Source organism: Longimicrobium terrae (genome assembly GCF_014202995.1).
GTDB classification, from domain to species: domain Bacteria; phylum Gemmatimonadota; class Gemmatimonadetes; order Longimicrobiales; family Longimicrobiaceae; genus Longimicrobium; species Longimicrobium terrae.
Genome location: NZ_JACHIA010000007.1, coordinates 1 through 21,982, shown reverse-complemented (window position 1 = coordinate 21,982; position 21,982 = coordinate 1). Strand labels below are relative to the sequence as shown.

At 70.0% G+C, this 21,982-nt stretch carries 19 protein-coding genes and 1 pseudogene; 13 read left to right on the top strand and 7 right to left on the bottom strand.

Features of this window, described 5'->3' with window-relative positions:
• Positions 1 to 514 precede the first annotated feature (514 nt).
• Positions 515 to 988, bottom strand: coding sequence for a hypothetical protein (locus HNQ61_RS13340; protein WP_170033702.1), 474 nt, complete (start codon positions 986 to 988; stop codon positions 515 to 517).
• 320 nt (positions 989 to 1,308) lie between these two features.
• Between HNQ61_RS13340 and HNQ61_RS13335 the strand changes: the two genes are divergently transcribed.
• The 5 genes from HNQ61_RS13335 (at position 1,309) to HNQ61_RS13315 (ending at position 7,856) form a co-directional block, all read left to right on the top strand.
• Positions 1,309 to 2,751, top strand: a complete 1,443-nt coding sequence (locus HNQ61_RS13335; protein WP_170033700.1) for an MATE family efflux transporter — start codon at positions 1,309 to 1,311, stop codon at positions 2,749 to 2,751.
• Between the two features lie 228 nt (positions 2,752 to 2,979).
• A complete protein-coding gene (locus tag HNQ61_RS13330; RefSeq protein ID WP_170033698.1) occupies positions 2,980 to 3,537 on the top strand; it encodes an RNA polymerase sigma factor in 558 nt (185 codons plus the stop codon).
• Complete coding sequence (locus HNQ61_RS13325) at positions 3,534 to 4,250, top strand: anti-sigma factor family protein (protein ID WP_170033696.1); 717 nt, start codon at positions 3,534 to 3,536, stop codon at positions 4,248 to 4,250. The genes HNQ61_RS13330 and HNQ61_RS13325 overlap by 4 nt, the downstream gene beginning before the upstream one ends.
• Before the next feature lie 30 nt (positions 4,251 to 4,280).
• Entirely contained in the window at positions 4,281 to 5,240 is a 960-nt protein-coding gene (locus HNQ61_RS13320; protein ID WP_170033694.1) for a DUF4097 family beta strand repeat-containing protein, read from the top strand.
• A 36-nt stretch (positions 5,241 to 5,276) separates the two neighbouring features.
• The gene (locus HNQ61_RS13315; RefSeq protein ID WP_170033692.1) at positions 5,277 to 7,856 is read left to right on the top strand and encodes a DUF5916 domain-containing protein; all 2,580 of its coding nucleotides are present in this window, start codon (positions 5,277 to 5,279) and stop codon (positions 7,854 to 7,856) included.
• Positions 7,857 to 8,035: 179 nt separating this feature from the next.
• On the opposite strand, the gene HNQ61_RS13310 is transcribed toward HNQ61_RS13315, so the two are convergent.
• Positions 8,036 to 8,752: a hypothetical protein gene (locus tag HNQ61_RS13310; protein WP_170033690.1), complete on the bottom strand. Its 717-nt coding sequence runs from the start codon at positions 8,750 to 8,752 to the stop codon at positions 8,036 to 8,038.
• Positions 8,753 to 8,958: 206 nt separating this feature from the next.
• Between HNQ61_RS13310 and HNQ61_RS13305 the strand changes: the two genes are divergently transcribed.
• The gene (locus HNQ61_RS13305; RefSeq protein ID WP_170033688.1) at positions 8,959 to 9,633 is read left to right on the top strand and encodes a uracil-DNA glycosylase; all 675 of its coding nucleotides are present in this window, start codon (positions 8,959 to 8,961) and stop codon (positions 9,631 to 9,633) included.
• Between the two features lie 621 nt (positions 9,634 to 10,254).
• A complete protein-coding gene (locus tag HNQ61_RS13300) occupies positions 10,255 to 11,025 on the top strand; it encodes an energy transducer TonB (RefSeq protein WP_183685685.1) in 771 nt (256 codons plus the stop codon).
• 95 nt (positions 11,026 to 11,120) lie between these two features.
• On the opposite strand, the gene HNQ61_RS13295 is transcribed toward HNQ61_RS13300, so the two are convergent.
• Positions 11,121 to 12,005, bottom strand: coding sequence for an EamA family transporter (locus HNQ61_RS13295; protein ID WP_170033684.1), 885 nt, complete (start codon positions 12,003 to 12,005; stop codon positions 11,121 to 11,123).
• Positions 12,006 to 12,151: 146 nt separating this feature from the next.
• On the opposite strand from HNQ61_RS13295, the gene HNQ61_RS13290 reads away from it, so the two are divergent.
• A complete protein-coding gene (locus tag HNQ61_RS13290) occupies positions 12,152 to 12,718 on the top strand; it encodes a pyridoxamine 5'-phosphate oxidase family protein (RefSeq protein WP_170033682.1) in 567 nt (188 codons plus the stop codon).
• A 344-nt stretch (positions 12,719 to 13,062) separates the two neighbouring features.
• On the opposite strand, the gene HNQ61_RS13285 is transcribed toward HNQ61_RS13290, so the two are convergent.
• The 4 genes and pseudogenes from HNQ61_RS13285 to HNQ61_RS13270 all read right to left on the bottom strand — a co-directional run bounded on the left by HNQ61_RS13285 (position 13,063) and on the right by HNQ61_RS13270 (position 16,106).
• Positions 13,063 to 13,224 carry a hypothetical protein gene (locus HNQ61_RS13285; protein WP_170033680.1) on the bottom strand — a complete coding sequence of 54 codons (162 nt, stop codon included), beginning with the start codon at positions 13,222 to 13,224 and terminating at the stop codon, positions 13,063 to 13,065.
• Positions 13,221 to 14,279: an NHL repeat-containing protein gene (locus tag HNQ61_RS13280; protein ID WP_170033678.1), complete on the bottom strand. Its 1,059-nt coding sequence runs from the start codon at positions 14,277 to 14,279 to the stop codon at positions 13,221 to 13,223. The genes HNQ61_RS13285 and HNQ61_RS13280 overlap by 4 nt, the downstream gene beginning before the upstream one ends.
• Positions 14,280 to 14,981: 702 nt before the next feature.
• Positions 14,982 to 15,557 (bottom strand): annotated as a pseudogene (locus HNQ61_RS13275) (thymidine kinase); the annotation flags it as partial.
• Positions 15,558 to 15,680: 123 nt separating this feature from the next.
• Positions 15,681 to 16,106 (bottom strand): NYN domain-containing protein, encoded by a 426-nt coding sequence (locus HNQ61_RS13270; protein WP_170033676.1) that lies wholly within the window; start codon positions 16,104 to 16,106, stop codon positions 15,681 to 15,683.
• Between the two features lie 169 nt (positions 16,107 to 16,275).
• On the opposite strand from HNQ61_RS13270, the gene HNQ61_RS13265 reads away from it, so the two are divergent.
• From HNQ61_RS13265 to pckA, 5 genes are all read left to right on the top strand, one after another.
• The gene (locus HNQ61_RS13265; protein WP_170033674.1) at positions 16,276 to 16,500 is read left to right on the top strand and encodes a hypothetical protein; all 225 of its coding nucleotides are present in this window, start codon (positions 16,276 to 16,278) and stop codon (positions 16,498 to 16,500) included.
• 34 nt (positions 16,501 to 16,534) lie between these two features.
• A complete protein-coding gene (locus HNQ61_RS13260; RefSeq protein WP_170033672.1) occupies positions 16,535 to 18,574 on the top strand; it encodes a TonB-dependent receptor family protein in 2,040 nt (679 codons plus the stop codon).
• Between the two features lie 247 nt (positions 18,575 to 18,821).
• Positions 18,822 to 19,088 carry a hypothetical protein gene (locus tag HNQ61_RS13255; protein ID WP_170033670.1) on the top strand — a complete coding sequence of 89 codons (267 nt, stop codon included), beginning with the start codon at positions 18,822 to 18,824 and terminating at the stop codon, positions 19,086 to 19,088.
• Positions 19,089 to 19,392: 304 nt separating this feature from the next.
• Positions 19,393 to 19,794: a hypothetical protein gene (locus tag HNQ61_RS13250; protein ID WP_170033668.1), complete on the top strand. Its 402-nt coding sequence runs from the start codon at positions 19,393 to 19,395 to the stop codon at positions 19,792 to 19,794.
• Positions 19,795 to 19,984: 190 nt separating this feature from the next.
• Positions 19,985 to 21,613, top strand: a complete 1,629-nt coding sequence (pckA, locus tag HNQ61_RS13245; RefSeq protein WP_170033666.1) for a phosphoenolpyruvate carboxykinase (ATP) — start codon at positions 19,985 to 19,987, stop codon at positions 21,611 to 21,613.
• The last annotated feature ends 369 nt before the right edge of the window (positions 21,614 to 21,982 follow it).

Here is a 21,982-nt window from a genome sequence, read left to right as displayed (position 1 = left end):
GGATGAGGTGCGGGAGGCGGGATTCGCGGGCGGCCCCCACCCGGGCTCGTACTACTCGCCCACCCTCCCCCAAAAAAGACTGGGGGAGGGTGGGGGCGGGGCGGAAAACTCGGTGCGTGCTGCGGAGCCGAGTGTGGCGGCAGCCTGTCGGGAGCGAATGAATCCGCCGCTCCAACAGCGCAAAGCCCCGACACGACGCCCACAGGCGCCGTTCGGGGCTTCAACTCCATCGGGACCCGCGACAAGGCCGCCGGCCCAGCCCGCGCAGGCGGGCTTCGTGTTGTGCGAGGCGCGGTTTCAACCGCCGGGCGGAACTCCGCCGGCCCGCACCGCACTCCGCCCCCGCGCTGAGGTCTCCCTTCCCCCAAGAGGTTTTGGGGGGAAGGGCCGAGATGGGGCCCTCATACTTTCCGCCCGCACTGAATCGCCCGCTCCACACGGCACTGGGGTGTGCTCCCTCTCCCACATCTGTTCGTGGGAGAGGGTCGTCGTGCGCAGCACGCGGGGTGAGGGCTCAGTTCTGCGATGGACGCGAGATGTGCAGGTCCGGTGCGCCGCGGCTGGGGGTGCGCGGGCGCGCCATTTCCACCGCCGCGTGCTCGCCCTCCTTCCACGCGTGCAGATGCTCGTCCGACAGCGAATCCAGCAGCCGGTCCAGCAGGATCATGGAATCGAACACCCCGTCAAGCCGCCGCTTCTGCTCCGGATCCGCCGTGGCGTCCATGGTCAGCAGCGCCGCCACCTGCCGGTGAATGCCGTCCGCCAGCATCGCCCGCGCCGCGGCCAGTGTGCTGCGCCGCACCTGCCGCTGCCGCGCGCGCACCACCCAGAAGATCACCCCGTGCAGAAGCCCCACGGCCACGGCCGTGCACGCCGCCACCTTCCACCACGCCCCCACCCCGCTCAGCAGCGCCGGCACCAGCAGAATCACCGCCAGCCCCGCCACGCTCAGCCACAGCTCCAGGTACTCCAGAAGGTGCTTCTTCACAGGCGCATCCGGTCACGAAAGGGTCAACGCGATCCTCGTCACCAATCTATCCTTTTGGGCCGGGACACAGTAAGGCGCAGAACGCGCGGGTAACGTGCGAAGATTGGACACGCATAGCTCAATCCGTGCGGACCGTGGATGATGACGATCGGCATCCCCGTCCTCCGCGCCCCTCCGCCACCCCCGCGTCCTCCGCGCGAAACGGTGTTCATCCGCCTCCCCGTACGACGGAGCGGCGGCGCCGCGGGGGTCCGTTGACGGGTGCCGCCGATCCGGACGCACGGTTATCTTCGGGGCTTCGCACAGCCCGGAAAATTCCCATGAGCACGCTGGCTTCCGCTACGACCCTCGACGCGCCGCGGCGCACGCCTCCGGCACACGGACGCCGGCGCCGCGCGCTTCTGTTCGCCCACGAACTGCGCGCGCTCATGCGTGTGGCCGGCCCGCTGATCGTAAGCCAGCTGGGCGGCATCGCCATGAACACCACCGACACCATCATGGTGGGGCCGCTGGGCGCCGACGCGCTGGCCGCGGCGGGGCTGGGCAACGCCATCTTCATCGCCGCCATGATGCTGGCCATGGGCACGCTGATGGGGATGTCGCCGCTCATCAGCCAAGCGTTCGGCGCGGGCGACCACGCGGAGTGCCGGCGCGTCCTCGTCCAGGGGCTGTGGCTGGCCGTGCTCCTGGCCGTGCCCATGACGATCTACTGCATGTTCGGCGGGCAGATGGCGCGCGCGCTGGACCAGCCGGCGGCGGTCACCCGCGACGCGGCCGGCTACCTGTTCGCGCTGGGCTGCGGCGTTCCGCCCATGCTGCTCTTTGTCGCCTTCCGCCAGTACCTGGACGGCATGGGCGACACCAAGCCGGCCATGGCGCTCACCTTCATCGGCGTCGCCGTCAACATCGCGGGCAACATCGGGCTCATCTACGGCTTCACCATCCCGCTGCTCGGCATCCGCGTCCCCGCCGGCGGGCTGATCGGCTCCGGGTGGTCCACGACCATCGTCCGCTGGGCCATGCTCGTGGCGGTGGCCATCTACGTCGCCCGCCGCCGCGACCTGCGCCCGTTCGCCGGCGTGCCGCTCGGGCCGTCCCTCCACCGGCTGAAGGCGATGCTGCGGATCGGCGCGCCCATCGGGGTGCAGCTGGGGGCGGAGATCGGCGTGTTCGCCTACGCCGTCGTCCTCATGGGATGGATCAGCGCGCTTTCCCAGGCGGCGCACCAGGTGGCCATCAACATCGCCTCGGTGACCTTCATGGTGGCCATGGGGACCAGCCTGGCCGGCAGCATCCGCGTGGGCCAGCACGTGGGCGCGGGGAGCCGCCGCGGCGTGCACCGCGCCGTGCTCACCACCTACACGCTGGTCATCCTCTTCATGGCGCTGTGCGCGGTCGCCTTTCTGAGCGTGCCGCGGTGGATGATGGGGCTGTACACCACGGACCCGCGCATCGTGGAGATCGGCGCCGGGCTGCTGGTGATGGCCGCCGCATTCCAGGTGTTCGACGGCATGCAGGTGGCCGGCCTGTGTGCCCTGCGCGGCGCCAGCGACACCCGCGTCCCCATGTGGATGACGGTGCTGGGATACTGGGCCATCGGCGCGCCCGCCGCCTGGCTGCTGGGGCTGCACACCCCGCTGGGCGCCCGCGGCGTGTGGGCCGGCCTGGTGCTGGGCCTGGCATCCGTGGCGATCATGCTCGCCTGGCGCGTGCGCCGGGTGATGTGGGCCGGGCCGCTGATCCACCGCGCCCCGGCGGCCTGAATCCTCCCGCTTCCCCGCGCCGTACGGGGGAGCAAACGGATGGCGCCCCGGCGCCGTCCGTCCCATGTTTGTACGGCCCCGCGCGCCTCCATCCGCGGGGCCTCCGCACTCCCACCGCGGTCTTCCCGATGTTCCCCTCCCGCGCGTTCAAACCTTTTCCGCCCGCCTTCCATCCTATGCATGTTGGAAGCGCGAGGAACCCCTGCCCACGTCGTCATGATGGCCCCCATGCTGGCTGACAACCCTCCCGCGGCCGATGTGCCCGCCGTGGCGGACCTCACGGTCCGCCGCGCCCAGGAGGGCGATGCCGCGGCGTTCGAGCAGCTGTACCGTGACAACGTGGGCCGCGTCCACGCCCTGTGCCTTCGCCTGAGCGGCGACAGCAACCGGGCGGAGGAGCTTACGCAGGACGTGTTCGTCCGGGCGTGGGAGCGGCTGGGGTCCTTTCAGGGCAAGAGCGCCTTCAGCACCTGGCTGCACCGCCTGGCGGTGAACGTGGTGCTGGGCGAGCGGCGGAGCGAAGGGGTGCGCGTGCACCGCATCTTCGGCACCGACACGCCCGAAGCGTACGAGTCGCCCACCCGCGCGCCGGACCCCGGCGTGGCGATGGACCTGGAGCGCGCCATTGCGCTCCTTCCCCCGGGCGCCCGGTCGGTTTTTGTCCTTCACGACGTGGAGGGCTACAAGCACGAGGAAATCGCGAACATGCACGGGTCGGCCGTGGGTACGTGCAAGGCGCAGCTGCACCGCGCCCGACGGCTGCTGCGGGAGGCACTGGGACGATGACACACGAACGTACGCTGGAACTGCTGGACGACTACGTGGGCGGCGAACTGGCCGCCCCCGACGAGCGCGACGTGCGCCGCCACCTGATGCAGTGCGACGACTGCCGCGCCGAAGAGCGCGCGCTGCTGGCGCTGCTGGACGAGGCCGCCGCGCTCCCCACCGCCATCGAGCCCGCGCGGGACCTGTGGTCGCAGATCGCGCCGCGGCTGCAGCCGCGCGACACGGTTTCCGTCCCCGCCGAGGTGCCGGTGATCGGGCCGCGCCACACGCGGCGGGTGCCCTGGTGGATGCAGGCTGCGGCCGCGGTGCTGCTGGTGACCACCTCGTCGCTGGTCACCGTGAGCGTCATGGGCGGCCGCGGGACGACCGATCCCGTCGCCGTCGCCCCCGCCGCGGGCACGCCGGTGGAGAAAGCGCCGGTGACGGCGACGCAGCCGGCCCGGCAGGACGCGGCGCTGGCCTCGTTCCGCCCCGCGGAGCAGGAGTACCAGGTGGCCATCGGCGATCTGCAAAAGCTTCTGCAGACGCAGCGGGGGCGCATGTCTCCCCGCACGGCCGCCACGGTGGAGGCCAACCTGCGCGTGATCGACAAGGCCATTCAGGAATCGAGCGCGGCCCTGGCCGCGGACCCCAACAGCCGGGAGCTCGCACGGATGCTCTCGACCGCCTACGACGCCAAGCTGGACGTGCTGCGCCGCGCGGTGCAGTTGTAGCCGCACGCGTCCATCGAAAGATAAAGACCAATGAACTCGCACATTCGGCTTCTGACGGCCGCGGGGGCGGCCGTGCTCCTGGGCTGGGCCGCCCCGGCGCAGGCGCAGCGGCAGGTGAACGCCCGCCAGTCCACCAGCGGCACGGGAACGACGGAAATCAGCACCAACGGCGGCTCGCTGCGCGTCATCGGGTGGAACCGCAACGAGATCCAGGTGACGGGCACGCTGGCCCGCGAAGGCGACCGCCTGCAGCTGGACGGCGGCGACGTGACCGTGGTGGGAAGCCGCGGGCGCGCGGGGCCGGCCACCCTGGAGGTGCGCGTCCCCGCCGGGCGGTCGGTGCAGGTGCAGGCCGGCGGCGGCGCGGTCACCGTCACGGGGGTGGAGGGGAACGTGGAGGCCGACAACCAGAACGGCCCCGTTTCCATCAACGGCAGCCCGCGCAACGTGGAGGTCAGCACCACCAACGGGCCGGTCACCATCAACTGCACCACCCGCGACGTGAGCGTGCACTCCATGAACGGCCCCATCACCGTTGCCGGAAGCGCCAGCGGGCACATCGAGGCCGACGCGCTCAACGGGGGCGTCACCATCAGCGCCGCCTCGCCGCGCATGGAGGTGAACACGCTCAACGGCCCGGTGCGCATCACCAGCGCCAACGGCCAGGTGGAGGTCAACACCGTCAGCGCGCCTATCACCGTGGCGGGCCGGCGCATCACCGGGAGCATGCAGACGGTGTCCGGCCCGGTGGTCGTGGAGGGGCCGCTGTCGGGCGACCTGAGCGTGGATTCGCACAGCGGCAGCGTGGAGCTGCGCCTCCCGGGCGGCACCGACGCGGACCTCACCGTCACCACGTGGAACGGCCGCTTCACCTCCGCCTTTGGCGAAGGCCGGCGCGACGGCGGAGAGCGCCGGCTGCGCATCGGGTCGGGCGGCACCGACATCACCATCACCACCTTCAGCGGACCGGTGCGGCTCATCCGCCGCTAGCCCTCCGCGCACCTTTCGACCCCGCCGTACCCCTCCATGCTCGCAGCACTCCTCCTGATCGGGGCCACCGTCCTGGCCCCGGCCGATACCACGCGCAAGACGATCGCCGCCCACCGCCTCGCCCCCGGCGAGTCGGTGGCGGTGGACGGCCGCCTGAACGACGCCGTGTGGGCGGCCGTTCCGGTGGCCGGCGACTTTGTGCAGCAGAACCCGGACTGGGGGCAGCCGGCCAGCCAGCGCACGGAAGCCCGCATCGCCTACGACGACCACGCGGTGTACGTGGCCGTGCGGGCGTGGGACACGCGGCCCGACAGCATCGCCAGCCTGCTGGCCCGGCGAGACGCCAGCGGCGTCTACACCGACTGGGTGCAGATCATCTTCGACAGCTACAACGACAAGCGCTCCGGCTACCGCTTCGGCGTCAATCCGCGCGGCGTGAAGAAGGACGTGTTCCACTTCAACGACGGCAACGAGGACCTGAGCTGGGACGCCGTGTGGGACGCGGAGGTGTCGGTGGATGCGGAGGGATGGAGCGCGGAGTTCCGCATCCCCCTGTCGCAGCTGCGGTTCCGCGCGTCGGAGATGGGGCAGACGTGGGGCCTCAACATTCTGCGCGACCTGGCGCGGCGGCAGGAGCGCTCGTACTGGTCGCCCATGTCGCCGGACGCGCCGGGGTACACCTCACGCTTCGGCACGCTCACGGGGCTCACCGGGCTGCGCGCGCCGCGGCGGCTGGAGGTGCTTCCCTACACGGTGGCCAGCGTGACGCGCGCCCCCGCCGCCGGGCATGACGGCGATCCCTTCTTCCGGGGGACGGACCCGTTCGCCAGCGTGGGCGCGGACGTCAAATACGGCTTGTCGTCGGACCTGACGCTGACGGCCACCATCAACCCGGACTTCGGGCAGGTGGAGGCGGACCCGTCGGAGGTGAACCTGAGCGCGTTTGAAAGCTACTTCAGCGACAAGCGCCCGTTCTTCGTGGAGGGCGTGGACATCTTTCAGTTCGGCGTGGGGCTGGGGGACGACAACAGCGAGGGGCTGTTCTACTCCCGCCGCATCGGGCGGGCGCCGCAGCGGCGGATGGGGACGTCGGAGGGGCGGCCGTACGTGGATTCGCCGCAGCAGACGACGATCCTGGGCGCCGCCAAGCTGACGGGAAAGGTGGCGCGCGACTGGAACATCGGCGTGCTGAACGCCATCACCGGGCAGGAGCGCACCCGCTTCTTCGATGCACAGACGGGGGACATCCGCTCCATCGCCAGCGAGCCGCTCACCAGCTACGGCATGGCCCGCGTGCGCCGCGACTTTCACGACGGCCGCAGCGCGGTGGGCGCGGTGCTCACCGCCACCAATCGCGCGCTGGACGACGACGGCCTCCTGTTTCTCCCCAGTTCCGCGTACACGGGCGGGCTGGACTTCCGCAGCCGGTTCGCGGGCGGGGACTGGGAAGTGGCCGGCTGGGCGCTGGGCAGCCTGGTGAAGGGCGACACGCTGGCCATCCAGCGGCTTCAGCTGGCCCCGCAGCGCTACTACCAGCGTGAGGACGCCGGACACCTGCGGTACGACGCCACGCGCGAGTCGCTCAACGGGCGGGGCGCGGGGCTGCAGGTGGGGCGCATTGGCGGATCGCGGTACCGGGGCGGTGTGCTGGGGCTGTACCGCTCGCCGGGGTTCGAGATCAACGAACTGGGCTACCAGCGCTCCGCGGACCAGGTGGAGCTGGCCGGCTACGGGCGCTGGTTCCAGAACACCCCGCAGGGTGGCTTCCGCTCGTGGAACCTGGGATGGAACGCGTACTCGGGGTGGACCACGGGGCGCGAGCGGACGGGCACCGGCGGCAACGTGAACGGCAACTTTCAGCTGTCGAATCTGTGGAGCGGCTACGGCGGCGCGGAGATCGGGCTGGGCGGGCTGGAGACGCGGGAACTGCGTGGCGGGCCGGCGCTGGTGGATGACGGGTTCTGGAGCACCTGGTTCGGCCTCAGCAGCGACACGCGGCGCCGCGTGTCGTTCGGGCTGGACGGCGGCTACGGCGGCAACGCGGGAAGCAACGGCCGCAACGCCAGCTTCAGCCCGTACGTGGACGTGCGCCCGTCCAGCCGCATGCAGCTTTCGCTGAGCCCCGGCGTTTCGTGGAGCCGCGACGGGCTGCAGTACGTGACGGTGCTGGGCGAGGGGGATGACAGCGAGTACCTGTTCGCGCGGCTGGACCAGACCACGGTGTCCATCACCACGCGGCTCAGCTACACCTTTACGCCGGACCTGTCGCTGCAGTTCTACGCGCAGCCCTTTGTGAGCGCGGGCGACTACCGCGACTTCATGACGGTGGCCGATCCGCGCGCGAGCCGCTTTGAGGACCGCTACCAGCCGGCGGACGAGCCGTTCAGCCCGGACTTCAACTTCAAGCAGATGCGCACCAACGCGGTGGTGCGGTGGGAGTACCGGCCGGGGAGCACGCTGTTCGTGGTGTGGAGCCAGGGGCGCGAGAACTTTGGTGACAACGGCGACTTCCGCTTTGGCCGCGACTTCAACCGGCTGTTCGGGTTCGACAACGACGTGCCCGTTCCCGCCACCAACGTGCTCATGCTGAAGCTGAACTACTGGCTGAATCTCTGAAAGAAAAGAGCCTCACACAGAGCCGCAGAGACGCAGAGAAAGAACAACGGATGGGATTGTTTTTCTCTCTGTGTCTCTGTGCCTCTGTGTGAGATGATCGGTTGCCGTTTCTCCTGAAGAAAATCGCCCCGCTCCCGAGCTTCGGGAGAGGGGCGATTACTGTCTGGTGGTGATGAGGATCAGGACCAGCCGGTGCCGCGCTGATAGTCGTCGCTCACCTGGCGCAGCAGGCGCTCGACGGCGTCGCGGCTCTGCGGAAAGAAGAGGGTGTCGGAGAGCGAGTTGAGCGCGGATCGCACGTCGCGGAACTGCTCGGCGGCGCGCAGCAGCACGTCGCCCATCCCGTGGCGCATGGCCAGATCGCTTCCCGCCGCCAGCCGAAAGCCGGTGGATCCCAGTTCATCGTAGTACGAGATGGGCGGGGCGCCGCGCCGCTGCACCCGGTGCGCGATATGGTCGGGAAACACGCCGCTCAGCCAGAGGGCAAAGTTGCCCAGGTGCACCCGCAGCAGAAACTCCCGCTCGCCGCGCGCCTGCTCCAGCGCGGCGACGATGTCCGCCAGGTAGTGAAACGGTTCGCCCGCGCCGCCATCCACCCGGTGCGCCTTTCCCGCCGTGGCGAACTCCAGCAGGATGGCCGCGGTGTAGTCCGCCAGCTGCCGGTCGTGGATCTCGCGCTGCATGAGCGCGTGGCGAACGAGGACGTAGAACACCAGCGGCGCAGGCGCGGTGCTCACCCGCGGGCCGCGCGCCAAACCGCGCAGCACGGCCGCGTCGTCCAGCAGCGCGTCCAGGCCGCCCCGGCGCAGCAGCGCCTCGCCGCCCGGCCCGGCGATGGCGGTCAGGAGTTCCGCCTCGCGCCTGCCGAACGATGCTCGAACATTGGGCTTGATCATGGCTCGTCTCCATCCAGACGGTTTGACTTCACCCTGGGTCATACCGGAGATCCCCGCCCGCGTGTTCCATCCCGCCGGGCGGCGCACGAAGGCGGAAAGCTGCATGCGCGGTGCCCGGCCGGGTGCACGGCGAAGCGTCCGGGGCGGGTCCCGTGATTGCATCGCACCGCCTGATCCGTCTCCTTTGTATCCTTTTGGGTGGAACGATGGACACCAATCTTCCCGAATCATGGCGCCGGCACCTCGCCGCTGAACTCGATGCGCCCTGGTTCCGGCAGCTGAGCGAGTTCGTGGATGCGGAGCGCGCGGCCGGCCCCGTGTATCCGCCCGCGGGCGAGGAGTTCACCGCCCTGCGCCTGACGCCGTACGACAAGGTCAGGGTGCTGATCCTGGGGCAGGACCCGTATCACGGACCGGGGCAGGCGCACGGGCTGGCGTTCTCGGTGCGCCCCGGCGTTCGTCCGCCGCCATCGCTGGCCAACATCTTCAAGGAATTGAAGTCGGAGATAGGATGCACGCCGCCGGGCCACGGCTCGCTGGAGCACTGGGCAAAGCAGGGCGTGCTGCTGCTGAACGCCGTGCTCACCGTGCGCGACGGCGAGCCCAACTCGCACAAGGGCAGGGGGTGGGAGCGCTTCACGGACGCGGTGATCCGCGCCGTGGCGGCAAAGACGGATCCGGTGGTGTTCGTGCTGTGGGGCGGGTACGCGGCCAAGAAGGAGGCGCTGATCGGGCCGCCGCACTTCATCCACAAGAGCGCGCATCCATCTCCGCTTTCCGCCAGCCGCGGGTTTTTCGGGAGCACCCCGTTCACCATCATCAACCGGGAACTGGAGCGGACGGGGAACGCGCCCATCGACTGGTGCCTGCCCAGGCTCTGAGGCGGCCCCCACCCGGGCTCGTACTACTCGCCCACCCTCCCCCAAAACGAACTGCGGAGGTTCCGGCGGGGCGGATGGATCGGCGCGAGCACCTGGGATTTTCGTGTCGAGCGAGGTCTCCTGAGCGAATGAATCCGCCGCTCAAACAGCGCAAAGCCCCGACACCGCGCTATTCGCGCGCGGTTCGGGGCTTCAACTGCGTTCAGAATGCGCACGTCACTGGGGTGTGCTCCCTCTCCCACATCCGTTCGTGGGAGAGGGTCGTCGTGCGCAGCACGCGGGGTGAGGGCCACAGCCGCGGACGAGCACCGCCGGTTGCCCTCGCGCTGAGGTCTCCCTTCCCAAGGGTTTTTGGGAAGGGTCGGGGATGGGGGCCCACCCTCCGCACGCGCCGCTGTCCAAGGCGCCAGATTTCTCAAGCTCAGATGCTCGCGCTTTCCCCGCCGGACCCCGCTCGTCAGAACGGCGAACGATCGTCCGTTGCATAGACGGAAGGGCAGCGGGCAACGGACGGAACTCCCGCCGGTGCAGGGACGTAGGACAGGCCGGCCTGTCCTCGTATCCACCCGCCGCCCTTGCGATCCCACCTCGTTGTCCGCCGTTCACGCAGGAGAGCGCCGCATGTTCAACGTACTCGCCGGGGAAAAGAAGCGCCGGGTCCTGAGCCCCGCCACGGTAATGGCCTCCGTGGCCGCCCACATCCTGCTCGTCGGGGGCGTGATGTTCGCCTCCTCCGGCCCGGAGAAGGAGCCGCAACCTCAGGAACAGCCGGTCGTGGATTGGACCGAACTGGATCCCGCGCCTCCCATCCCCGCGCCCCCCGCGCCGCCGCCCCCGCCCATGCAGACGGCCGTGGTGGACGACGCCATCCCGCCCAAGACCGGCGAGAACGTGGTGCTGCTGCCGCCCCCCGACGTGCCCGACGGCGTAAAGCCCCCCAATCCGAACCAGGCGCCCATCGACCCAGCCACGCTGACGGGAATCGGCGAAGACGGCGACGTGATCGGGCCGCCGATGGGTGAGGACGTCGTAGTGACCGGCAACAACAATCCGCAGCCCGCCGCGCTGCCCGTCGACATGGTGATGACGCCCGATCTGGTGGAAGAACAGCCGTCGCTGGACCGCGGCGGTCTGAGCCGCCTGCTGGAGCGCAACTATCCCCAGCGGATGCGCGATGCGGGAATGACGGGGCGGGTGCTTCTGGAGGTGATCGTGGACGAGGACGGGCGCGTGCGGCCCAACTCGGCCCGCGTGGTGGAAACCTCGCATCCGCAGTTCGGCGAGGCGGCCGTCCGCGCCTCGGAGCGCTTCCGCTTTCGCCCGGCCCGGATCGGCGGCGTGGCGGTGCCGGTGCGCGTCACCATCCCCATCCTGTGGTCTGTCGCGGACTGAAGATCGTCCCCACGCGACGGAACGGCGGGCCCCGGACCTGAGTCCGGGGCCCGCCGTGTTTCATGCATCCACCAAGGCCGTTTGCCCGGAAACCGCTACACCGCGGCGGGCTGCTCGCCTGGCCTGGTGCGCGCGTCCCACCAGGTGCGCAGCAGCGTCGCGCCCAGGATGAGCGCGCCGCCGCCGATGGCCCACGCCCCTGGCCGCTCGCCCTGCGTAAGCCACGACCACACCGGGTTCAGTGCCGGCTCCAGCAGCAGAAGGACGGACGCCTCCAGCGCCGGAACGTGGCGGATTCCGGCGGTGAGCAGCAGGTACGCCGCGCCAATCTGAAAGACGCCCAGGTAGCCCACCGCCACCCAGTCGCCCGTGGTGGCGTGCGCCACGGGGAGCGCCATGGGAAGGCAGGCAAGGAACGCGATCGCGTTCCCCGCCACGACGGTGGGAATGGCGCTGCCGTCGCCGCCCTGGCGGTTGCCCATCCACCGCAGGCCCACCAGCGTGAGCGCCCACGTGAACCCGCTCAGCATGGCCATCACGTTGCCGCGCGCGGGGTTGGGCGCCGTGGCCGCCGGCGCCTCCGCCCCCACGAAGAAGAGCGTGACCCCCACCGCCACCGGAAGCATGAAGAGCAGGTCGCGGCCGCGCACCTTTTCGCGCAGCAGCAGCGGCCCCAGCGCCAGCATGTACAGCGGCGCGGTGGCCTGCAGAAAGATGGCGTTGGCCGACGTCGTGAGCTTGTTGGCGGTGACGAACAGAATGAGCGTGGTGGCGTACGCCGCGCCCACCGGAAGCACGTGCCACGTCCAACCGCGCCGCGCCGCGGGCACCACCAGCAGGATGGCGAGGGCGGCGATGATGGAGCGAAAGCCGGCCACCTGCCACGAGGAAAGCGTGGTGGACTTGATGGCCGCGCCGCCGGTGGAAAACAGAAGCGCGGCGCCCAGCAGCTGCAGGCGGTGCGTGGTGGTAGCGGACACGGTCGGGATGTTCAAGAAGCGGATGCCTGGCGAGCGCGCAAGGTGGGCGCGGGGCCCCGCCGGGGCAAGCGGGCACGCAGTCTGCGAACGGGTGCGGTCCTCCGGGAAACCGTGGACCAACCTTTTGCAGATGAGGGATAGCCAGGATGGGAGACCAGGGAAGCGGACCGCACCAGTCGACGCCCGCGCCGACGGACAAGAAGCTCGACGAACTGTACGGGCTGATCGAGGGGATTGAGGTGGCGATGTTCACCACGCGGCGCGCGGACGGCCACTTGGTGTCGCGGCCCATGCAGGTGCAGGGAAAGCAGAACGGCGCGGACCTGTGGTTCGTCACCAACGGCGAAGACCACAAGATGGACGAGCTGGAATTTGACCGGCACGTGAACGTGTCGTTCTACAAGGACCGCACGCGCGAGTGGGTGTCGGTGAGCGGCACCGCGCGCGTGGTGACGGACCGCGCCAAGGTGCGCGAGCTGTACAAGCCCGACTGGAAGGCGTGGTTCGCCGACGAGGGCGGCAACAAGGATGGCAGCCCGGACGATCCGCGCATCACGCTGCTGGGCGTGGACGCCGACACCGTGGTGTACATGGTGAGCAACACGCCGCGGCCGGTGGTGCTGTACGAGGTGGTCAAGGGAATCATCACCGGAACGCAGCCGGACGTGGGTGAAACGCACGTCGTGAGCGGCAGCGAGCTTCACGGCCGCTGACGGGAATCGCGGGGACGGTGAGTGCCGGGCGTGATCCCGCGCACTCCGTCCCCGCACTCACGCACTCACGCACTTCCCCTGGGCGTGCCCCTCCGCTGCGCTCCGGGTCGGGCTTCGCGCGCCGTAGGCAACGATACAGCTGTTGCCAACGGCGCCGAGCCCCCGGTTCGCGCCACGGCTGGGCTCGTCGCGCGAACCCCGTGCACGCGCGAACCGGGTTCTCGGCCCTGCGGGCGCGAATCCCTCACGCAACCACGTTGAACGAAAAAGGCGGCCCCGGCGATCCAAGCGCCGGGGCCGCTCTCCTTCTGCCCGAAGCTGCGGATTCCGATGCGGCCGATCCGCTATCGCGGCGCGGCGGTTCGGGCAAGGCGGTGCAGGCGCACGCGCTCCACGTTGTCCGCGTCCATCGCGATGCCCAGAACCCAGTCCGCGCCGATCTGCGTGACGTTCAGGTCGCCCGGCATGCTGACCGTTCCGCGCACGCGGCCGTCCGGCGCGATCACCGTCCAGGTTGCCTGGATCTCGTCGCCGGGCCTGCGTGGATGCTGGGCCCAGAGATTCCCTCCGGATCCGAGAGTAGCGCGGTGTACGCGGGCATGGTCCGCGGATACGGCGCCTTGTCCAGGAGCAGCTCCTGCTGCCGCTGGAAGGTCGCGTCCCCTTCCATGCCGAGGGTGACGAGCGATCTGCGGTACGCCGCGATGTCATCCTTCGTCACCGGTACCGGCTGCGCGCCCAGCCGCACGATCCCGCGCGCACCCCGCCCCGGTTCGTACGCGGTCACCTCATCGCGATCCGCCGTGCCTACCACCGCCATTCCGTTCTGGACCGCGACCACGGTCTGCCGCCCGAACGGCAGCGGGCGCATCAGAAACCCGCCGCCCGCCGGTGTCATCGTCAGCATCTCCGTGCCCGGAAACCGGCCGAGCGGGGACGCCTCGCCCGTACGCCCCAGCAGCGTGTACGTCACCGTGTGGCGCCGCACCCGCGGCTCCGGCGATGCCGACGCGGAGGGCGCGCTTCCCCCAGCCACGATCAGGCGGCCGTCCGGAAGCACACCCGCGGCCTGGGCAAACATCCCCAGCGGCTCGCGCGGCGTAACCACCCGAACCACGTCCCCGGCCGGGCTCAGGACGGTAAGCCGTCCCAGCCCCGCATCCCACGCGGCGATGGAGTCCCCCGGAAGCGCCCCGACCCAGAACAGGCTCTCGAACTCACCCGGCCCGCTTCCGCGGCGGCCGGTGCTGCGTACCAGCCGCCCATCCGGAGAATAGATGCGCACCTGGCTGGTGCCGGCGTTCGCGACGATGATCTGCCCGCGCGGCGTACGGACCGCGGCCATCACTTGGTACAGCTCGGTTCCGGGCCCCTGCGCGCCGATGTCGAGGGCCGGTTGCGCGTTCACGCTCCAGCCCAGCGGCGGCGGCGCGCCCCGGTTTTCGACGATGCGGATTCCCGCGCTGTCCCGGACAGTCGTGGTCAGCGCCGCATCCGACGCGCCGCCGCACGCCGCGGCGAACAGCCCCGCCGCGGACAGCCGGGCAAGCCGGCTCGTCACGGCCGCACGCCCGCGCGTTCCGCCGCCCATTTCTGCACGTACAGGCTCCGTTCCGTCACCTCCATCTTCTTGATCGCGCCGCCCCTCTGCATCAGGGATTGCCGGTGGGCGGCAGCTTCGGCGTTTCCTCACCCGGTGGGGGAGGGCAGGGGATCTGTGTGGCGCCGCACACGCTCCCCGTGCACACCATGAGGTAGCACTTAACCTCCTGCGCGTACGCCAGCCGCGCGGAACCGCCCATGCCCGCGAGGACACCGGCCGTCGCAAGCGCGAGCATGAGCGGCCGACAAGTCTTGCTGCGCATCGTTGTCACTGCGCCTCCACGCGTTCAGATGAATGGCGGAAACAAAACGGGATGCGTCGCGCGCCCACGCGCATGATGATAGTCTCAAAAGGATCGCGCAAGAGTCTTCGTGGGTATTAGAAGACAGTGCCGATCTGGTTCAACACAGGCTTTTCATCGGCTGCTCGCCTATCGCGTCGCGACTGAACGACCATCCTCCGGTCCGTATCAATCAAACCACCAGAGCAGATCCCCCGAAAAACGCAAAAGCCGCCCGGAGGCGGCCTGTGCGATCTGTGCGATACTGGACGACCTACCCGTTCCTACGCGCGCTTGCGAAGGTGCTCGTGCGTGAGGACGATGGGGTCGGACGGCGTGCTTTCCAGCACGTGCAGCAGGTCCGTCTGGTAGCGCGCGTCGCGGGGAACGTCATGGCAGCCGCGGCAGCGGGCCTCGTACGCCTCGTGGCCGCCCACCTGAATGGTCGGGCCCTCGTACGGCGCGGGCTCGCCGTTCACCAGGCGCTGGTTGCGCGTGGCCGGGTTGCCGCACAGCACGCAGATGGCGTGCAGCTTGTCCACCGTTTCCGCCACGGTAAGCACCATCGGCATGGGGCCGAACGCTTCCGCGCGAAAGTCCATGTCGATCCCCGCCACGATCACCCGCACGCCGCGGTCCGCCAGCGCGCTGATCACCTCGACGATTCCGTCATCCAGGAACTGCACCTCGTCGATGGCCACCACCTGCGTGCCGGGCACCACCTTCTCCGCCACCTCGCGCGAGGAGCGCACGGGAACGGCCTCCACGTCGCTTCCGGCGTGCGAGCTGATGGTGCGCACGCCGGCGTAGCGGTCGTCCAGCGCGGATTTGAAGACCTGCACGCGGCGCTTGGCGATGAGCGCGCGGCGCACGCGCCGGATCAGCTCTTCGCTCTTGCCGCTGAACATCACCCCGGTGATGACCTCGATCCAGCCGTGGCCGTCGCCGTGGTACAGCGCGATGTCTCTCAAGTGACTGCCGTGTGGGGGCTTGCGATGCGGAAGACCCGCCGTGGGGGCGCCCTGCGGGCGCGGCGGAAACGGCAACGTAGCCCGCCGCCCGCCCGCACACAAGCCGCCTCAGCGGGGCTTGTTGCGCCGCTCGAACACCACCTCGTCGGCCACCACCATGTAGCGGATCATGCGGTCGTACGCGTCGGGAAAGGCGGCGGCGCGGTCACGGAAGCGGTCGTTGCTGACGATGTACGAATCCAGTTCGCGCGCAAAGCTCAGGATGAAGTAGTCGGCGTCCGTTCCGGCGGGCGCCTGGTGAACCTTGCCCTGCTCGATCCGGAGTTCGTACTCGTCGCGCTGGTCGATCTGGTGGCGCAGCGCCGCGTCGGCCACCACGATGGGCTCGTAGCCCTCTTCCATCAGCTTGCGGACCACCAGCACGATATTCTGAAAGCGGGCCTGCTGCCCCTCGCTGAAATGCGCCACGTTGCTGGCGTCCACCAGCGCCTTTACCCGCCTGGTTCCCTCGTCTCTGTTCTGCTCTTCCGGCATTATCCGCCCTGTCCCGTGTGACATCCGGCCCCTTCCGGAGCCCCGTGTTCGCCCTGTAATCCGCACACGCGGTGCCATGATAGGCCCTCGCGCGTTCCACCGCGAGCCGTTCCCGCGCGTTGCTCCGCTCCCGCAAACGCGCCGCTTTCCGGCCCCGTCCGGGATGAAGATGACGGATGACGACAGGAATGCGGATAACGTCATCCGCCACCGTCGCCGGCCGGAAAAGGCGAGGGCGGTGGATGGGCATCCGGGGATCAGCGCGTGGGCGAAGCGGAGGCCGCCCGGCGTTCGGCCGTTCCTCATCCGCCATCCGCCGTCCATGTGCCGGCACGGCGCGATGACCGTGCGTTCACGCTGGATCGGTTTCTGCGAGCCGTCGCCGCGCGCGTGAATGCGCGCGCCGCATTCCTCCGGATGGCCGATTCATGATTTCGCTCCGCTTCGCCGCGGCCGTGCTGGCCGCGGCGTTTCCGTCGCTGGCGCTGGCGCAGGCCGACACCGCGCGCGTGCAGCCGCTGGACACGGTGACCGTGCAGGCGCTGGGCTCGCCGATTCCCGCGCTGCGGGCGCCCTTTCCCGTCTCCGTGGTGCGCGGCGCGGAGATCCGGCAGGCACGCGCCGGGCTGGCGCTGAGCGACGCGCTTTCCGCCATCCCCGGCGTGCAGGTGGACAACCGCTTCAACTACGCCGTGGGCGAGCGCATCAGCATTCGCGGCTTCGGCGCGCGGGCGCAGTTCGGCGTGCGCGGCGTGCGCGTGCTGGTGGACGGAATTCCCGCCACGCTGCCGGACGGGCAGACGACGCTGAACCACGTGGACCCCGCCGCGCTGGAACGCGCGGAGGTCATCCGCGGGCCGGCCTCGGCGCTGTACGGAAACGCCTCCGGTGGCGTAATCCGGTTGACGAGCATCCCCGCGCCGGACGCGCCGCTGGCGACGGAGCACCGCGTGGTGGGCGGCAGCGACGGGCTGCTGCGGCTGGAAAGCAGCGCGGGCGGACGCTCCGGATCGGCCACGTACCGCGCGTGGGCGTCGCGGCTGCGCTACGACGGCTACCGCCGCCACGCGGACGCCGACAACCTGCTGGGCGGCGGCAGCGTGGGATGGACGCGCGGCGCGGACGAGCTAGGAGCGACGGTGAACTTCGTCCGCTACGAAGCGCGCAATCCCGGCTCGCTGTCCGATTCTCTCCTGCGGGTGGACCGCTCGCAGGCGTTCGCGCGCAACGTGGAGCAGCGGACGGGGGAGGAAGGACGGCAGGCGCAGCTGGGCCTGTCGTGGCGCAGAACGATGGGAGCGGGCGCGCTGGACGTGTCTGCCTACGGCGTGGGCCGCTCGCTGGACAATCCCATCCCCACCAACATCATCGACCTGAGCCGCCGGGTGCTGGGCGGACGCGCGGCGTGGACGGGCGGCGCGGGGCCGCTGCGGTGGACGGCGGGGGCGGAGGGGGCGCGGCAGGCGGACGAACGACGTACTTTCGGCAACCAGGCCGGCGAGCGCGGCGCGGCGGCGCTGGACCAGCGCGAGCGGGTGGGCTTCGCGAGCGCGTTCGCGCAGGGCACGGCGGCGCTGGGACGGCTGCAGCTGCTGGGCGCGCTGCGGTACGACCGCTTCCGCTTTTCGGTGGATGACCGGCTGGTCGCCGCGGACAATCCGAACGACTCCGGCGGGCGCACGCTCTCCGCGCTCAGCCCGGCCCTGGGCGTGTCCGTGGCGGTGATGCGGGACGTGTCGCTGTACGCCAACGTGGCGACCGCGTTCGAAACGCCGACCACGACGGAGCTGGCCAACCGGCCCAGCGGCGCCGGGGGGTTCAACCCGGAGCTGGACGCGCAGCGCACGACCTCGTTGGAGGTGGGCGGCAAGGCGCGGCTGGCGGCGTGGGCGTGGGTGGAGGCCGCCGCCTACCATGCGCGGGTGCGGGACGCGCTGATCCCGTTCGAGGTGGAGGGCGCGCCGGGCCGCGTGTTCTACCGCAACGCCGGGCGGGCGCGGCACCGCGGCGTGGAAAGCAGCCTGATCCTGTCGCCGCGGCCGGGGTGGACCGCGCGGGCGGCCTACACCTGGACGGACGCGCGCTTCGGCCGCTACGTGGTGGGCGACGCGGACCGCGCCGGAACCCGCGTGCCCGGAATCGCGCCGCACCGGGTGGAGGCGTCGCTGCTGGCCTCCCCGGCGCGCGGGCCGTTCGCGGGGATCGACGCGCGCTACGTTTCCGCCACGCCAGTGGCCGACGCGGACCGCGAGGGGCGTCTGGCGTCGCCCGCCTACGCGCTGCTGGACGCGCGGGTGGGATGGGAGGGCGCGGCACGCGGCCGCGTGTCGCCGTTCATCGGCGTGACCAACCTGCTGGACCGCGAATACAACACGTCGGTGGTGGTGAACGCGTTCGGCGGGCGTTATTACGAGCCCGGCCCCGGCCGCGCGCTCATCACCGGCCTGCGCCTGTCGTTCCGCCGCTGACCGCAACCGATCGTCATCGACACTGATGATGATCGGTGGGATGATAACCGGCTGCTGACGGCAATCGATCGTATTCTCATCGGATACGAGTATGATCTGCGGATGGTGATCCGACGATGGTGATCCAGGGAGGATGAACGGAATCCGTCCGCTGACCGACCACGATTTCTGTCGATAGACGAGAGAAGGGCTCCGAAGGCACGCCGGCCTGCGGAGGCGAATCCATCAACCAAAAAGGAACGGGCGGATGCCCCGCGCCCCCAAGAACGCCGAACCCAAGGCCAGCCCGGAAGAGGCGCTGAAGCTGGCGGAAGAAGCGTACGAAAAGCTGGATGCCGCCATGCGCGCGTCCCACGACCTGGACACCACCGAGCGCAATGCATTCCGCGAGCGGCTGTACCCGCTGCGCATGCGCATGCGCGACGAACTGCACAGCCTGCGCGGCGAGATCACGTCGGCGGGGGCGCGCCGCTCGCAGCCGCGCGGCACCGGAATCCGCGGCTCCGAAGGCTGAGCCGCGGGAGACCCGTCATCGCGCAACGGCATCGCCGTCCGAAGCGGATCGCGGATGGCGGCGCGTCCGCTGCCCGGACCGGTTTCATCCAGCGGAACGGCGCTTTTCATCTATCCCGATCCACCTGAACCACTTGCGTGCAGAGGGCGGATCGCGCAACGTGGAACGGCGGAAATCGGCATGCGAAATGCCTGCTCCGCATCCCGGCCGGGAGTGCCGCAAGGCGCCGTCCGGCGGGACCATACGACGCGCTCAGGCGGCCACTGGGGTGCTGGTTGCGCGCGCGGAAACGCGGGAGGCACGCATGCGCTTCACCACCGGCCGCAGGTTGCTCGCCACGCTCCTGATCGCGACTCCGCTGGCGTGCGCGCCCGCGGCCCAGTCCGCCGCTCCGGCGAAGGAAATCACCTCCCTGGGCAAGCCCGGGTGGGTGCGCGTCCTGAACGACGGCAACGCCGACTTCACGCTGTACTTCGTGGCCGACGGCGTAGGATACCGCCTGGGCAAGGTGGCCCGGATGGAACACGCCCGCTTTCGCCTGCCGCACCCGCACGCGCGGTGGTACAGCGTGTCGCTGGTGGCGCAGTCGCCGGGACACACGCCGCTGGCCAGTTCGCCGGCCGTGTGGGAGCCCGGGCAGAACCTGGCCGCGCGCATGAGCCGCGACTACGTGCGAGAGAACTTCGACATGTGGATCGCGCGCTGAAGCCGGGCGCCAATACACGCGGGGCCGCTGGCACAACCGGGCGGCCCCGCTCGCTTTCCCCGCGGCCGCGGGGCGTATGAATCCTGCTCACCTTGCATGCGGCGGAACGGGGTGCTAGTCTTGCCGTTTCCCCCCGGACCCGCGGCATCCGCCGCGCACCGGGCCGCACGACCCAGTTTCGAGAGCGACGATGGCCACGACCTTGACCCCCGAGGCGACGGTGCCCGCCCAGGCGCGCGAAAGCCGGTACGGGTTGGAGAACCACGGGATCCGGAACCCCGGAACCGTTTTCTGGAATCTGAATCCCGTCGAGCTGGTGGAGCACGCGGTCCGGCGCGGCGAAGGCAGGCTGGCGGACGGCGGACCCTTCAACGCCGTGACCTCGCCGCACACCGGCCGCTCGCCCAACGACCGCTTCGTGGTGCGTGAGCCGGGGAGCGAAGAGAACATCTGGTGGGGCAAGGTGAACCAGCCCATTTCGCCCGAGCACTACGACGCGCTGCGCGCCGACGTGATGGAGCACCTGGGCGGGCAGGACCTGTTCGTGCGCGACATGATCGCCGGCGCCGACCCGCGCTATGCGCTCAACGTTCGGGTGATTACGCCCAACGCGTGGCACAACCTGTTCGCGTTCAACATGTTCCGCCGCCCTGAAGAGAGCGCGCTGGCGGACATGGTGCCGGGCTTCACCATCCTGCACGCCCCCGAGTACGAGGCCGATCCGGCCCGCCACGGCACCCGCACCAGCACCTTCATCCTCATCAACTTCGGGAAGAAGGAAGTGCTCATCGGCGGCACCCGCTACGCCGGCGAGATCAAGAAGTCGGTGTTCGGGGTGATGAACTACGTGCTTCCGCTGCAGGGCGTGCTCAGCATGCACTGCTCGGCCAACGTGGGCCCCGAGGGCGATTCGGCGCTGTTCTTCGGTCTGTCGGGCACGGGCAAGACCACGCTCTCCGCCGATCCGGAGCGCGGCCTCATCGGCGACGACGAGCACGGCTGGAGCGACGAGGGGATCTTCAACTTCGAGGGCGGCTGCTACGCCAAGGCCGTGAAGCTGAGCCCCGAGGGCGAGCCGGAGATCTACGCCACCACGCGCATGTTCGGTACGGTGCTGGAAAACTGCGTGCTGGACGACGAGCGCCGAGTGGACTTCGACGACATCAGCATCACCGAAAACACGCGCATCTCGTACCCGCTGCCGTACATCGACAACTTCGTCCCCGACGCGCGCGCCGGGCACCCGAAGACGATCGTGTTCCTGACGGCGGATGCGTACGGCGTGCTGCCTCCCATCAGCCGGCTGACGCCGGAGCAGGCGATGTTCTACTTCCTCTCGGGGTACACGGCCAAGGTGGCCGGCACCGAGCGGGGGGTGAAGGAGCCGCAGCCCACGTTCTCGGCCTGCTTTGGCCAGGTGTTCCTGCCGCTGCACCCGGGTGTGTACGCGGACCTGCTGGGCAAGCGCATCGAGGAGCACGGCAGCAGCGTGTGGCTGGTGAACACGGGGTGGACCGGCGGCCCGTACGGCACCGGCAGCCGCATGAAGCTGAGCTACACGCGCGCCATGGTGCGCGCGGCGCTGGCGGGCGAGCTGGATGGCGGGGCGATGGCCACGGCGCCGTTCTTCAACCTGTCGATCCCCACGGAGATCGCGGGCGTGCCCAGCGAGGTGCTGAACCCGCGCGACACCTGGGCCGACAAGGACGCGTACGACGCCAAGGCCAAGGAACTGGCGAATGCGTTCTGCAGCAACTTCGAGCAGTTTGCCGACCGCGTGCCTGAGGCCGTGAAGAACGCCGGCCCCACGGGCGCCTGATTCGATCGACTGATGGAAACGGGGCGGAGCCGAGGAATCGGCTCCGCCCCGTTTTCGTTTTGGTCGGGGACGGTTCGGCGCGTGGAGCGTAGATCTTCGCGTGCGCGGATTTGCCTGAGCGAATGAATCCGCCGCTCAAACAGCGGTAACCCCCGACACCGGCCGCTGGCGCGTCCGGTTCGGGGCTTCAACAGCATCGGCACCGCGCGCAGCATGCCGAATCCGGCGCTCACGTGTAGGTCTCCCTTTCTTCCGCGGAGCGGGGGAGAGGGCCCAGGGCTGTTTCATACAGGGAGAATGGGTTACTACGCAGGCATGACTCTTTATGAAGTGTTCGGGGAACTGCCCGATGTGCGGCGCGCTCAGGCG

Bases quoted from the DNA above. Each gene is read 5' to 3' on its own strand.
- HNQ61_RS13335 (WP_170033700.1), top strand. From the start codon at position 1,309: ATGAGCACGCTGGCTTCCGCTACGACCCTCGACGCGCCGCGGCGCACG.
- HNQ61_RS13330 (WP_170033698.1), top strand. From the start codon at position 2,980: ATGCTGGCTGACAACCCTCCCGCGGCCGATGTGCCCGCCGTGGCGGAC.
- HNQ61_RS13325 (WP_170033696.1), top strand. From the start codon at position 3,534: ATGACACACGAACGTACGCTGGAACTGCTGGACGACTACGTGGGCGGC.
- HNQ61_RS13320 (WP_170033694.1), top strand. From the start codon at position 4,281: ATGAACTCGCACATTCGGCTTCTGACGGCCGCGGGGGCGGCCGTGCTC.
- HNQ61_RS13315 (WP_170033692.1), top strand. From the start codon at position 5,277: ATGCTCGCAGCACTCCTCCTGATCGGGGCCACCGTCCTGGCCCCGGCC.
- HNQ61_RS13310 (WP_170033690.1), bottom strand. From the start codon at position 8,752: ATGATCAAGCCCAATGTTCGAGCATCGTTCGGCAGGCGCGAGGCGGAA.
- HNQ61_RS13305 (WP_170033688.1), top strand. From the start codon at position 8,959: ATGGACACCAATCTTCCCGAATCATGGCGCCGGCACCTCGCCGCTGAA.
- HNQ61_RS13300 (WP_183685685.1), top strand. From the start codon at position 10,255: ATGTTCAACGTACTCGCCGGGGAAAAGAAGCGCCGGGTCCTGAGCCCC.
- HNQ61_RS13290 (WP_170033682.1), top strand. From the start codon at position 12,152: ATGGGAGACCAGGGAAGCGGACCGCACCAGTCGACGCCCGCGCCGACG.
- HNQ61_RS13270 (WP_170033676.1), bottom strand. From the start codon at position 16,106: ATGCCGGAAGAGCAGAACAGAGACGAGGGAACCAGGCGGGTAAAGGCG.
- HNQ61_RS13265 (WP_170033674.1), top strand. From the start codon at position 16,276: ATGACGGATGACGACAGGAATGCGGATAACGTCATCCGCCACCGTCGC.
- HNQ61_RS13260 (WP_170033672.1), top strand. From the start codon at position 16,535: ATGATTTCGCTCCGCTTCGCCGCGGCCGTGCTGGCCGCGGCGTTTCCG.
- HNQ61_RS13255 (WP_170033670.1), top strand. From the start codon at position 18,822: ATGCCCCGCGCCCCCAAGAACGCCGAACCCAAGGCCAGCCCGGAAGAG.
- HNQ61_RS13250 (WP_170033668.1), top strand. From the start codon at position 19,393: ATGCGCTTCACCACCGGCCGCAGGTTGCTCGCCACGCTCCTGATCGCG.
- pckA (WP_170033666.1), top strand. From the start codon at position 19,985: ATGGCCACGACCTTGACCCCCGAGGCGACGGTGCCCGCCCAGGCGCGC.